Source organism: Streptomyces sp. NPDC031466 (genome assembly GCF_055581265.1).
Genome location: NZ_JBVIJT010000015.1, coordinates 109,010 through 121,340, shown reverse-complemented (window position 1 = coordinate 121,340; position 12,331 = coordinate 109,010). Strand labels below are relative to the sequence as shown.

Sequence of the window (12,331 nt, the reverse complement as noted above, 5' to 3'; positions counted from 1 at the left end):
TCCGTCGCCAGGTCACGGGCAGCGGCGTCACCCGGGGCCCCGCGGGTCCCGTACACTTCCTTTGGCGATCCGGGTCACCGGGTCGACTTCGCACGCCCCGACATCAGGCCATCACAAGCCGGTGTCAGCGCCCCTCGGTCCCCAGTGGCAAGGCGCACAGCGGGCGTCAGGCGCGAGTGCCGTCCGGCACACGCGGCACAACCGAGAATCTCAAGGAGAACGGCCATGGCCGTCGTCACGATGCGGGAGCTGCTGGAAAGCGGCGTCCACTTCGGTCACCAGACCCGTCGTTGGAACCCGAAGATGAAGCGCTTCATCTTCACGGAGCGCAACGGCATCTACATCATCGACCTGCTCCAGTCGCTGTCGTACATCGACCGCGCCTACGAGTTCGTCAAGGAGACCGTCGCCCACGGCGGCACGGTCATGTTCGTCGGCACGAAGAAGCAGGCGCAGGAGGCCATCGCCGAGCAGGCCACCCGCGTCGGCATGCCCTACGTCAACCAGCGCTGGCTGGGCGGCATGCTCACCAACTTCTCGACCGTCTACAAGCGTCTGCAGCGCCTCAAGGAGCTCGAGCAGATCGACTTCGAGGACGTCGCCGCCTCCGGTCTGACCAAGAAGGAGCTTCTCGTGCTCTCGCGCGAGAAGGCCAAGCTGGAGAAGACCCTCGGTGGTATCCGCGAGATGTCCAAGGTGCCCAGCGCCGTCTGGATCGTGGACACCAAGAAGGAGCACATCGCGGTCGGTGAGGCCCGGAAGCTCAACATCCCGGTCGTCGCCATCCTCGACACCAACTGCGACCCCGACGAGGTCGACTACAAGATCCCCGGCAACGACGACGCGATCCGCTCCGTCACGCTGCTCACCCGTGTGATCGCCGACGCCGTCGCCGAGGGCCTCATCTCCCGTTCCGGTGTCGCCACCGGTGACTCGAAGCCGGGCGAGAAGGCCGCCGGCGAGCCGCTCGCCGAGTGGGAGCGCGACCTGCTCGAGGGCGAGAAGAAGGCCGACGACGCCGAGGCCCCCAAGGCCGAGGACAAGCCGGCCGAGGACGCCGCCGAGGCTCCGGCCGCCGAGGCGCCCGCCGCTGAGGCCCCCGCTGCCGAGGCGCCGGCCGCGGACACCGAGCAGGCCTGACCTCACAGGTTCGGCAGTTGACGGCGGGGGCCCGATCGGCCCCCGCCGTTCACCCGTGGACCTCCGTAGATCTTTCAAGACTTCGAGAGAGAATTTCGATCATGGCGAACTACACCGCCGCTGACGTCAAGAAGCTCCGTGAGCTCACGGGCGCCGGCATGATGGACTGCAAGAAGGCGCTCGACGAGGCCGAGGGCAACGTCGACAAGGCCGTCGAGGCGCTCCGCATCAAGGGCCAGAAGGGCGTCGCCAAGCGCGAGGGCCGCTCCGCCGAGAACGGCGCCGTCGTCTCCCTCATCGCCGACGACAACACCTCCGGTGTCATCGTCGAGCTGAAGTGCGAGACGGACTTCGTCGCCAAGGGCGAGAAGTTCCAGGCCGTGGCGAACAACCTCGCCGCCCACATCGCCAAGACGTCCCCGGCCGACCTCGAGGCGCTGCTCGCCTCCGAGATCGAGGCCGGCAAGACCGTCCAGGCGTACGTCGACGAGGCCAACGCCAACCTCGGCGAGAAGATCGTCCTGGACCGCTTCGCGCAGTTCTCCGGCGCCTACGTGGCCGCGTACATGCACCGCACGATGCCCGACCTGCCCCCGCAGATCGGTGTCCTCGTCGAGCTGGACAAGGCCGACGCCGACGTCGCCAAGGGCATCGCGCAGCACATCGCCGCCTTCGCGCCGAAGTACCTCTCCAAGGAGGACGTGCCGGCCGAGGTCGTCGAGTCCGAGCGCCGCGTCGCCGAGGAGACCACCCGCGCCGAGGGCAAGCCCGAGGCCGCCCTCCCCAAGATCGTCGAGGGTCGCGTCAACGGCTTCTTCAAGGAGGCCACCCTCCTCGGCCAGCCGTACGCGCTGGACAACAAGAAGTCGGTCGAGAAGGTTCTCGCCGAGGCCGGTGTCACCCTGAAGCGCTTCTCGCGCATCAAGGTCGGCATCTGAGTCCGTACCGCGATCGACGGTAGACCCCGCTAGGGTCGACAGCGGTCGCCCGCGTGGGGAGCCCCGCACAGGGAACCCCGTACGCGATGTACGACCGCAGGATCTGACGAGGAGGCCACTGCCGAGCATGGGATGCGAACGACACCCCACCGGCGGTGGCCTTCTTCGTATGTGTGTCAAGTAAGAGAAGCGAGAACACCATGACCACCAAGGCCGACTCGAAGAGTGACGACGACAAAGGCGCCGGACGCTTCCTGCTGAAGCTCTCCGGCGAGGCGTTCGCCGGCGGAGGCGGCCTCGGGGTCGATCCCGACGTGGTGCACGCCATCGCGCGCGAGATCGCGGCCGTGGTCCGCGACGGCGCCCAGATCGCCATCGTCATCGGCGGCGGAAACTTCTTCCGCGGCGCCGAACTCCAGCAGCGCGGCATGGACCGGGCCCGCTCGGACTACATGGGCATGCTCGGCACGGTCATGAACTGCCTCGCCCTCCAGGACTTCCTGGAGAAGGAGGGCATCGACAGCCGCGTCCAGACCGCCATCACCATGGGGCAGGTCGCGGAGCCGTACATCCCGCTGCGCGCCGTGCGTCACCTGGAGAAGGGCCGCGTGGTCATCTTCGGCGCCGGCATGGGCATGCCGTACTTCTCCACCGACACCACCGCCGCCCAGCGTGCCCTGGAGATCGACGCCGAGGCGCTGCTCATGGGCAAGAACGGCGTGGACGGGGTCTACGACTCCGACCCCAAGACCAACCCCGACGCGGTGAAGTTCGACGCGCTCGGCTACGGCGAGGTCATCACCCGGGACCTCAAGGTCGCCGACATGACCGCGATCACGCTGTGCCGGGACAACAAGCTGCCCATCCTCGTCTTCGAGCTGCTCTCCGAAGGCAATATCGCCCGGGCCGTCAAGGGTGAGAAGATCGGCACTCTCGTGGGCGACAAGGGAAGCCGGGCCTGACCCCGCGGACCTGAGCCCGGCTCAAGGGACGGACGCGAGACGTCACTTGAGAGGGATGGACAAAGCCCTGCCGGTCGGACACCGTGCAGGAAAGACACGCGACGCAGCCGGCCGCCCCGTGCTAGCCGGGCCTACTCAAGACACGCAGGAGCAAGTGGTGATCGAAGAGACCCTCCTCGAGGCCGAGGAGAAGATGGAGAAGGCCGTCGTGGTCGCCAAGGAGGACTTCGCCGCGATCCGCACCGGCCGTGCGCACCCGGCGATGTTCAACAAGATCGTGGCGGACTACTACGGCGCGCTGACGCCGATCAACCAGCTGGCCTCGTTCTCGGTGCCCGAGCCGCGGATGGCCGTGGTGACCCCGTTCGACAAGAGCGCGCTGCGCAACATCGAGCAGGCGATCCGCGACTCCGACCTCGGCGTCAACCCGAGCAACGACGGCAACATCATCCGGGTGACGTTCCCCGAGCTGACGCAGGACCGTCGCAAGGAGTTCATCAAGGTCGCCAAGACCAAGGCCGAGGACTCCAAGATCTCGATCCGCTCCATCCGCCGCAAGGCCAAGGAAGCCATCGACAAGGCGGTCAAGGACGGCGACATCGGCGAGGACGAGGGCCGTCGCGCCGAGAAGGACCTCGACGACACCACCGCCAAGTACGTCACCCAGGTGGACGAGCTGCTCAAGCACAAGGAAGCCGAGCTGCTCGAAGTCTGAAGGCCCGGTCCGAGGAATCAGGAAACCGATCCGTGAACGACTCTTCCTGGGGGGCGCGGCCCACAGCCGGGTATTGGGTGCCGCCCGACCAGGGGTCTGGTCGGGGGGCACCCCCGGCAGGTCCCGCGTACGATGCGCAGGACGCGCTGCTTCCGTCCGTGACGCAGCCGATGCCCGTCGTGCCCGACACCCCCGCGCCCCCGCAGGAGCCCATGCCCAGCGCACCACAGCCCGTCCCGGCAGCGCCGCGGCCTCCGCAGAAGAAGAGCGCGGGCCGTGACCTCGGCGCGGCCATAGGAGTCGGTGTGGGACTCGGCGCGGTGATCATCGCGTCGCTGTTCATCGTGAAGGCCGTCTTCATCGGCGTCATAGCGGTCGCCGTCGTGGTCGGCCTGTGGGAGCTGACCTCCCGGCTCGACGAGCGCAAGGGCATCAAGGCGCCGCTGGTGCCGCTCGCGGTCGGTGGCGCGGCGATGGTCGTCGCCGGGTACGTCCGGGGTCCCGAGGGCGCGTGGGTGGCGATGGCGCTCACCGCGCTCGCGGTACTCGTCTGGCGGATGACCGAGCCGCCCGAGGGTTACCTGAAGGACGTCACGGCGGGGGTCTTCGCGGCCTTCTACGTCCCCTTCCTCGCGACGTTCGTGGCGCTGATGCTCACCGCGGACGACGGGCCGCGGCGGGTGCTGACGTTCCTGCTGCTGACCGTGGTCAGCGACACGGGCGCGTACGCGATCGGCTGGCGCTTCGGCAAGCACAAGCTGGCGCCGCGCATCAGCCCCGGCAAGACCCGCGAGGGCCTGTTCGGCGCCGTCGCGTTCGCGATGGCCGCGGGCGCGCTGTGCATGGAGTTCCTGATCGACGGCGGGACCTGGTGGCAGGGGCTGCTGGTCGGCCTCGCGGTCGCGGCGAGCGCCACGCTCGGCGACCTCGGCGAGTCGATGATCAAGCGGGACCTCGGCATCAAGGACATGGGCACGCTGCTGCCGGGCCACGGCGGCATCATGGACCGCCTGGACTCCCTGCTGCCGACGGCCCCGGTCGTCTGGCTCCTGCTGGTGATCTTCGTGGGGTCCGGCTGACCCGTCTGACCTGCGCGGATATGCGTATGGGGCTCGTTGTCCACAGGGCGGCGGGCCCCTTGCCCCATGTCTGCGACACTGGAAGAACCATGCCTGTACCCGGAGAACTCACCTTTGTCGCGCCCCGCGGAGCCAAGAAGCCGCCGCGGCACCTCGCCGACCTCACGCCCGCCGAGCGCAAGGAAGCCGTCGCCGCCATCGGCGAGAAGCCGTTCCGCGCCAAGCAGCTCTCGCAGCACTACTTCGCGCGCTACGCCCACGACCCGGCCGAGTGGACCGACATCCCCGCCGGTGCGCGCGACAAGCTCCGGGAGGCGCTGCTGCCCGACCTGATGTCCGTGGTGCGGCACATCAGCTGCGACGACGACACCACGCGCAAGACGCTGTGGCGGCTCTTCGACGGCACACTGGTCGAGTCGGTGCTCATGCGCTACCCGGACCGGGTGACCATGTGCATCAGCTCCCAGGCCGGGTGCGGCATGAACTGCCCGTTCTGCGCCACCGGCCAGGCCGGCCTCGACCGGAACCTGTCGACGGGCGAGATCGTGCACCAGATCGTGGACGGCATGCGCGCCCTGCGGGACGGCGAGATCCCCGGCGGGCCCGCGCGGCTGTCCAACATCGTCTTCATGGGCATGGGCGAGCCACTGGCCAACTACAACCGCGTGACGGGCGCCATCCGCCGCCTCACCGACCCCGAGCCCGACGGCCTCGGCCTCTCGCAGCGCGGCATCACCGTGTCGACGGTGGGGCTCGTGCCCGCCATCCACCGGTTCTCCGACGAGGGCTTCAAGTGCCGCCTGGCCATCTCGCTGCACGCCCCGGACGACGACCTGCGCGACACGCTCGTCCCCGTCAACACGCGGTGGAAGGTGCGGGAGGTGCTCGACGCGGGCTGGGAGTACGCCGCCAAGTCCGGTCGCCGCCTGTCCATCGAGTACGCCCTGATCCGCGACATCAACGACCAGGCCTGGCGCGGTGACCGGCTCGGCCGACTGCTCAAGGGCAAGCCGGTCCACGTGAACCTCATCCCGCTGAACCCCACGCCGGGCTCGAAGTGGACGGCCTCGCGGCCCGAGGACGAGAAGGCGTTCGTGGAGGCCATCGCCGCCCACGGGGTGCCGGTGACGATCCGGGACACCCGCGGCCAGGAGATCGACGGGGCGTGCGGCCAGCTCGCCGCGGCCGAGAGGTAGTCTGACGGGCGTACGCCTCGCACACCCGGTCGCGTACGGTCGTCACCACATCTGCATATTCCGACAGGGGAGCGCCACAGCGCTGAGAGTGCGGCACCTTGGACAGGTGGGCCGCAGACCCTCTGAACCTCGCCCAGGTCATTCTGGGTAGGAAGTTCGGGCACGACTCAAGCTGTTGCGCCCTGCCCGCGGGCCACTGGGCCCGCGGGCAGGGCCGCGTCTCTTCCTGGACACCCAGGAGGACATTCAAGTGAGCACCAAGAAGATCACGTCCGTCGCCGTCGCGGTGGGCCTCGGGCTCGGCGCCCTCTCGGCCTGCGGCTCCGGGGACGGCTCCGACCAGGCCGACTCCAAGACCGTCACCCTCGTCAGCCACGACTCCTTCAACGTCTCCAAGGACGTACTGAAGGACTTCGAGAAGCGGTCCGGCTACCGGGTCAAGGTCCTCAAGGACGGCGACGCGGGCGCCGCCGTGAACAAGGCGATCCTCTCCAAGGACAACCCGCAGGGCGACGTCTTCTTCGGCGTCGACAACACCCTCCTGTCACGGGCGCTCGACAACGGCCTCTTCCAGTCGTACGAGGCCAAGGGCTCGGGCGCGATCAGGCCGGAGTTCCGGGTCGACGCGGCCGAACACCGGGTCACGCCCGTCGACAGCGGCGACATCTGTGTGAACTACGACAAGAAGTACTTCGCCGAGAAGAAGCTGGCGCCGCCGAAGTCCTTCGCGGACCTGACCAGGCCCGCCTACAAGAACCTGCTGGTCACCGAGAACGCCTCGACCTCTTCGCCCGGCCTCGGCTTCCTGCTGGGCACCGCCGCCGAGTACGGCGACGACGGCTGGCAGGGCTACTGGAAGAAGCTCAAGGCCAACGGCGTCAAGGTCGTCGACGGCTGGGAGCAGGCCTACAACGAGGAGTTCTCCGGCTCCGCAGGCGGCAGGAAGGCGGGCGGCGAGCGGCCGCTCGTCGTCTCCTACGCCTCCTCGCCGCCCGTCGAGGTGCTCTACGGGAAGCCGCAGCCGAAGCACGCCCCGACCGGCGTCGCGACCGGTACGTGCTTCCGCCAGGTCGAGTACGCGGGCCTGCTCGGCAACGCCGGGAACCCGAAGGGCGGCAAGGCGCTCCTGGACTTCCTCGTGGGCAAGGAGTTCCAGGAGGACATGCCGCTGAACATGTTCGTCAACCCGGTGCGCGAGGGCGCCAAGCTGCCCGGGCTGTTCACCGAGCACGGCGTGCGCGTCGACAAGCCCGAGACCATGGATCCGAAGAAGATCGCCGACAACCGCGAGCCGTGGATCAAGTCGTGGACCTCGCTCGTACTGAAGTGACGAAGCCCCGCTCCCGGGCGGGCCTCGGCCGGGGGAGCGCGACGCGGCTCGCTCTGCTGGCCGTGCCCGTCGCGTTCTTCGCGCTCTTCTTCGCCTACCCGGTCACCGCGATCGTCGCGCGCGGCCTGCACGTCGACGGCGCCTGGCGCCTCGGGCGGATCGCGGACGTGCTCGGGCAGTCCGACGTCCGGCACGTGCTGTGGTTCACCACCTGGCAGGCGCTCGCGTCGACCGCGCTCACGCTGCTGATCGCGCTCCCCGGCGCCTACGTCTTCGCGCGCCTCGACTTCCCGGGCAAGCGGGTGCTGCGGGCCGTCGTGACGGTGCCGTTCGTGCTGCCGACGGTCGTCGTCGGCACCGCCTTCCTCGCGCTCATCGGGCGCGGCGGGCTCTTCGACGAGCTGTGGGGCGTGCGCCTGGACACCACCGTGTGGGCGATCCTGCTCGCCCACGTGTTCTTCAACTACGCGGTCGTCGTCCGCACGGTCGGCGGGCTCTGGTCGCAGCTCGACCCGCGCCAGGAGGAGGCCGCCCGGATGCTCGGCGCCTCGCGCTGGACCGCCTGGCGGACCGTGACACTGCCCGCGCTCGGCCCGGCGGTGGCCGCCGCCGCGCTGATGGTCTTCCTGTTCACCTTCACTTCCTTCGGCGTCGTACAGATCCTCGGCGGACCCGCGTACTCCACGCTCGAAGTGGAGATCTACCGCCAGACCGCCCAGCTCCTGGACCTGCCGACGGCCGCCGTCCTGACCCTCGTGCAGTTCGCCGCGGTCGGTCTGATCCTGGCGGTCCACGCGTGGACCGCCAGGCGGCGTGAGAGCGTGCTGAAGCTGGTCGACGTCTCGGCCGCCGCGCGCCGCCCGCGCGGCGCCGGCCAGTGGACGCTGCTCGCCTCGGTCATGGCGACGATCGCCCTGCTGATCCTGCTGCCGCTCGGCGTGCTGATCCAGCGGTCCTTCGACGGACCCGACGGCTTCGGGGTGACGTACTACACGGAGCTGACCTCGGCGGAGGGTGGCGCCTTCCTCGTGCCGCCGATCGAGGCGATCTGGAACTCCCTCCAGTACGCGATCGTGGCCACCGCCATCGCGGTCGTCGTCGGCGGGCTCGCCGCGGCCGCGCTCACCCGGCGTGCCGGTCACCTCGTACGCGGCTTCGACGCGTTGCTCATGCTGCCGCTCGGGGTGTCGGCGGTGACCGTCGGCTTCGGGTTCCTGATCACGCTGGACGAGCCGCCGCTCGATCTGCGGGCCACCTGGATCCTGGTGCCGCTCGCCCAGGCCCTGGTCGGCGTGCCCTTCGTCGTACGCACCATGCTGCCCGTCCTGCGCGCGGTCGACGGACGGCTGCGCGAGGCGGCGGCCGTCCTCGGGGCCTCGCCGCTGCGGGCCTGGCGGGAGGTGGACCTGCCGATGGTGCGGCGGGCGCTGCTGATCGCCGCCGGGTTCGCGTTCGCCGTCTCGCTCGGCGAGTTCGGGGCGACCGTGTTCATCGCGCGGCCCGACAACCCGACGCTGCCGGTCGCCGTGGCGCGGCTGCTCGGCCGTGCCGGTGACGTCAACTACGGGCAGGCGATGGCCCTGTCGACCCTTTTGATGGTGGTGTGCGCGGTGTCCCTGCTGCTCCTGGAACGCCTGCGGGCCGACCGTACCTCCGGAGAGTTCTGATGACCTTGCTGAGACTTTCCGGGGCGAGTGTCCGCTTCGGGGCGCGGGCCGCGCTCGACGCCGTGGACCTGGAGGTCGCCGAGCACGAGATCGTCTGTGTGCTCGGGCCGAGCGGCAGCGGCAAGTCGACGCTGCTGCGGGTGGTGGCGGGGCTCCAGGCGCTCGACGCCGGGCGGATCGAGCTGGACGGTCGCGACCAGCGCGGGGTGCCGGCGCACAAGCGGGGCGTCGGCCTCATGTTCCAGGACCACCAGCTCTTCCCGCAGCGCGACGTGGCGGGCAACGTCGCCTTCGGGCTGCGGATGCGCGGTGCCTCGCGGGCCGAACAGGCCGACCGGGTCGCCGAGTTGCTCGAACTCGTCGGGCTGCCGAAGGCGCAGCGGCGCGCGGTCGCCTCGCTGTCCGGCGGCGAGCAGCAGCGGGTCGCGCTCGCGCGCGCGCTGGCCCCCCGGCCCCGGCTGCTGATGCTGGACGAGCCGCTGGGCCAGCTCGACCGGTCGCTGCGGGAGCGGCTGGTGGTGGAACTGCGGGACCTGTTCGGCGAGTTGGGTACGACCGTGCTCGCCGTCACGCACGACCAGGGCGAGGCGTTCGCGCTCGCCGACCGGGTCGTCGTCATGCGGGACGGGCGGATCGCCCAGTCCGGTACGCCGCTTGAGGTCTGGCGGCGTCCGGCGGACGAGTTCGTCGCCCGCTTCCTCGGCTTCGACAACATCGCGGACGCGACGGTCACCGGTGGGACGGCCACGACGGTGTGGGGAGCCGTTCCCGTGCCACCCGGCACCCCCGCGGGACGGCACAGGATTCTGGTGCGCCCCGCCGGGGTGCGGCTGCTTGCCCCCGAAGAGGGGTTGCCGTGCGAGGTGACGGCCCGTACGTTCCGCGGCACCCACGTCGCCCTGCGCCTCCAGCCGAAGGAGGGGCCGAGCCTGGAGGCGGCGTGCGCGCTGCGCCGTGCGCCCGAGGTCGGCGAGGTCGTCGGGGCGGGCTTCGACGCCGGGGACATCGTCATCCTCGGGGAGGCGGGCGCGGTGCCGGAGGCGGGCTCGGCGCGGGCGTCGGGACAGCAGGACGCGACGCCGGAAATTGAAGTGTCCCCGGTGCGTAAATCACTCTAATGTTCGATCATGACGACTCTGAGCCATGACCGCTACTGCGCCGAAGTCACCACCCAACTCGACCTCTTGAGAGCCACGCTGAAGGGCGCGGACCTCTCCGCCACCGTCCCGACGTGCCCCGACTGGACGCTGGCGCAGCTCGCCCGGCACGCGGGCGGGGCGGTGCGCTGGAGCGAGCGGCTGGTCGCGACGCGCGCGCGGCGGAACATCCCGGCCGAGGAGGTCCCGCACGCCTCGGGGCCCGAGGGCGACGACCCGGCCGCCCTGGACGCCTGGCTGGCCGAGACCGCCGCGCTCGGCACCCGGACCTTCCGCGAGGCGGGCGCCGACGCCGAGGTGTGGGCGTGGGCCGATGACCACACCGCCGGGTTCTGGGCGCGGCGCATGACGCACGAGCTGGCGATCCACCGCGCGGACGCGGCGATCGCCGTCGGTGTCGCCTACGAAATCGCCCCGGAGATCGCCGCCGACGCGCTCGACGAGTGGCTGGACCTCCTACGGTTCATTCAGCTCAACATCCCCGGGGGCAGTGCGGCGGAGCTGCGGGGCACCGGACGCTCCCTCCGTCTGCACGCGACCGACGCGCCGCCCGGCCTGGACGCCGAGTGGCTCGTCGAGCTCGGCGAGGACGGCTTCACCTGGCGGCGCGGCCACGCCGAGGCGGACGTCACGCTGCGCGGCCCGCTCACCGAGGTGCTGCTGGCCTTCTACCGGCGGCGGCCACTGGACGCCGGACGCGTGGAGGTGCTGGGGGAGCGGGAGCTGCTGGACTTCTGGCTGGAGCGGGCCACGTTCGGCTGACGGCTCCGGGCCCGGCGCCGCGAGACCGGGGCGGGTCCCTCGCGCTCGCGGGCCGTCCGCTCCGGGGGCGGTCCTACGAGGTGCTCGCGGGGCCGTTGGAGGCGTGACCCGCGCCCGACAGGAGCGAGTCGAGCGCGGCCGGGGCGTCCTCCACCCGGTCCACCAGCGCGATCCGGGACTCCATGGACCTGCCGCTCGCCAGGGACCGGAGCAGCGGCCAGACCGGCAGGTGGTCCGTCCAGTGCGCGCGGTCGACCAGGACCATCGGGGTCGGCGTGCCGCGCGACTCGTAGTAGTTGGGGGTGGCGTTGTCGAAGACCTCCTGGACCGTCCCCGCGGCCCCCGGCAGGAAGACGACGCCCGCGTTCGACCGGGCCAGGAGGCCGTCCTCGCGGGTGGCGTTGGCGAAGTACTTCGCCAGGTGGGAGGCGAAGGCGTTCGGCGGCTCGTGGCCGTAGAACCAGGTCGGGATGCCGACGGAGGCGCCCCCCGAGGGCCAGCGCTCGCGGACCGCGAAGGCCGCCCGCGCCCACTCGGTGACCGACGGCGTGAACGAGGGGGCCTTGGCGAGGAGTTCCAGCGCCTCGTCCAGCATGCTGTCGGCGAAGACGGCGGCGTACGCGCCGAGGTTCGCCGCCTCCATCGCGCCCGGCCCGCCGCCGGTGGCGACGGTGAACCCGGAGCGGGCCAGGGCGCGGCCGAGCCGCGCCGCCCCCGCGTAGGCCTCGGTGCCCCGGGCCATCGCGTGGCCGCCCATGACGCCCACCACACCGGCCCCGGCGAGCAGCTCGTCCAGGGCGTCGGAGATGGAGTCGTCGTGTATGGCGCGCAGCATCGAGGAGAACACGTCGCCGTCGGTCTTGGTCCGCTGGAACCAGGCGTAGGCGTGGGCGTCCGGCGTCGCGTCGTAGCCGCCGTCGGCGAGGCCGGCGAAGAGGTCGTCCGGGGTGTAGAGCAGCCCGCGGTAGGGATTGAACGGCAGACCCGGCACCGGCGGGAAGACCAGGGCGCCCGAGGCCCGCACCTTCGCCGCCGCCTCCTCGTCCATGGGGCAGCCGAGGAAGACGGCGCCCGCGACATCGGCGCTCAGGAGCGCGGCGGTGCGCTCGGTCAGGTCGACGGCCTGGACGCGGCAGCCGGCGAGCGCGCCCCGTTCCCGGACGTCGTCGAACTCGGCGAGGGTCTCGATCTCGCGGTCCTCACCGGGCGCCGGGGTGGATGCGTGTTCGTCGGTCGGCTGCATGCGCCCATACTAGGAGGGCGCCTTTGGACCGGCGGCATCCGGAATGTCGGTTCTGGGGCGCTTTGCGTTGAGAGATAAATCTCGGCCCCTGGGTACGAGTTGAACCACTCGCTGCGTATGTTTGTACAGCCGTGTTCAGACG

10 protein-coding genes and 1 pseudogene are annotated in these 12,331 nt (G+C 70.7%); 10 read left to right on the top strand and 1 reads right to left on the bottom strand.

Features of this window, described 5'->3' with window-relative positions:
- The first annotated feature begins 225 nt into the window (after window positions 1–225).
- The 10 genes and pseudogenes from rpsB (at window position 226) to ACZ5GP_RS31530 (ending at window position 10,946) form a co-directional block, all read left to right on the top strand.
- Complete coding sequence (gene rpsB / locus ACZ5GP_RS31575; protein ID WP_468754115.1) at window positions 226–1,140, top strand: 30S ribosomal protein S2; 915 nt, start codon at window positions 226–228, stop codon at window positions 1,138–1,140.
- 101 nt (window positions 1,141–1,241) lie between these two features.
- Window positions 1,242–2,078, top strand: a complete 837-nt coding sequence (gene tsf, locus ACZ5GP_RS31570) for a translation elongation factor Ts (protein WP_358579109.1) — start codon at window positions 1,242–1,244, stop codon at window positions 2,076–2,078.
- A gap of 200 nt (window positions 2,079–2,278) precedes the next feature.
- Complete coding sequence (pyrH, locus tag ACZ5GP_RS31565; protein ID WP_358579112.1) at window positions 2,279–3,040, top strand: UMP kinase; 762 nt, start codon at window positions 2,279–2,281, stop codon at window positions 3,038–3,040.
- Window positions 3,041–3,197: 157 nt separating this feature from the next.
- Window positions 3,198–3,755: a ribosome recycling factor gene (gene frr / locus ACZ5GP_RS31560; RefSeq protein ID WP_468754114.1), complete on the top strand. Its 558-nt coding sequence runs from the start codon at window positions 3,198–3,200 to the stop codon at window positions 3,753–3,755.
- Between the two features lie 32 nt (window positions 3,756–3,787).
- Window positions 3,788–4,834 (top strand): phosphatidate cytidylyltransferase, encoded by a 1,047-nt coding sequence (locus ACZ5GP_RS31555; RefSeq protein WP_468754113.1) that lies wholly within the window; start codon window positions 3,788–3,790, stop codon window positions 4,832–4,834.
- Window positions 4,835–4,923: 89 nt separating this feature from the next.
- Window positions 4,924–6,030 carry a dual-specificity RNA methyltransferase RlmN gene (gene rlmN, locus ACZ5GP_RS31550; RefSeq protein ID WP_468754112.1) on the top strand — a complete coding sequence of 369 codons (1,107 nt, stop codon included), beginning with the start codon at window positions 4,924–4,926 and terminating at the stop codon, window positions 6,028–6,030.
- Between the two features lie 250 nt (window positions 6,031–6,280).
- A complete protein-coding gene (locus ACZ5GP_RS31545) occupies window positions 6,281–7,360 on the top strand; it encodes a thiamine ABC transporter substrate-binding protein (RefSeq protein WP_468754111.1) in 1,080 nt (359 codons plus the stop codon).
- Window positions 7,336–9,027: an ABC transporter permease gene (locus ACZ5GP_RS31540; RefSeq protein ID WP_468754110.1), complete on the top strand. Its 1,692-nt coding sequence runs from the start codon at window positions 7,336–7,338 to the stop codon at window positions 9,025–9,027. Before ACZ5GP_RS31545 ends, ACZ5GP_RS31540 begins: the two co-directional genes overlap by 25 nt.
- Window positions 9,027–10,067 (top strand): annotated as a pseudogene (locus ACZ5GP_RS31535) (ABC transporter ATP-binding protein); the annotation flags it as partial. The gene ACZ5GP_RS31540 and the pseudogene ACZ5GP_RS31535, both read left to right, overlap by 1 nt.
- A gap of 87 nt (window positions 10,068–10,154) precedes the next feature.
- A complete protein-coding gene (locus tag ACZ5GP_RS31530) occupies window positions 10,155–10,946 on the top strand; it encodes a maleylpyruvate isomerase family mycothiol-dependent enzyme (protein ID WP_468754109.1) in 792 nt (263 codons plus the stop codon).
- A gap of 73 nt (window positions 10,947–11,019) precedes the next feature.
- Here ACZ5GP_RS31530 and ACZ5GP_RS31525 read toward each other — a convergent pair whose 3' ends face one another.
- Window positions 11,020–12,189, bottom strand: a complete 1,170-nt coding sequence (locus ACZ5GP_RS31525; protein WP_468754108.1) for an LOG family protein — start codon at window positions 12,187–12,189, stop codon at window positions 11,020–11,022.
- Window positions 12,190–12,331 lie beyond the last annotated feature (142 nt).